Origin of the sequence: Tetzosporium hominis (assembly GCF_002265435.1) — a bacterium.
GTDB lineage: Bacteria > Bacillota > Bacilli > Bacillales_A > Planococcaceae > Chryseomicrobium > Chryseomicrobium hominis.
In genome coordinates this window covers 1-234 of record NZ_NOKQ01000079.1, presented here as the reverse complement: position 1 = coordinate 234, position 234 = coordinate 1, and the positions used below count along the sequence as shown (strand labels likewise).

Here is a 234-nt window from a genome sequence, read left to right as displayed (position 1 = left end):
CAATACCTGCCACCATGAACAAACTCCCTTTGACCGTTGCATGGGGGAACAAGGCGAAAATCGCGGCAAACGTTGCGAAGGTAAAGGGTTCAACAGCAGCCCCTGTTACGAGGTACGCGAAACCACCCAAGCCTAACAGTGACATGATCAAACCGAGCTGACTGACGGTAGAAAACGCGAGAATTCCCTTTAAATCTGGCTGTTTGACAGCGAAGAGGGAGCCCCAGAACAGAG

The 234-nt window shown here is 51.7% G+C and carries 1 protein-coding gene; it reads right to left on the bottom strand.

What is annotated here, in order from left to right; all coding sequences use genetic code 11:
- Positions 1-234 (bottom strand): proton-conducting transporter transmembrane domain-containing protein (locus tag CF394_RS00275; RefSeq protein ID WP_207761659.1); only part of this gene is annotated, 234 nt, incomplete at both ends.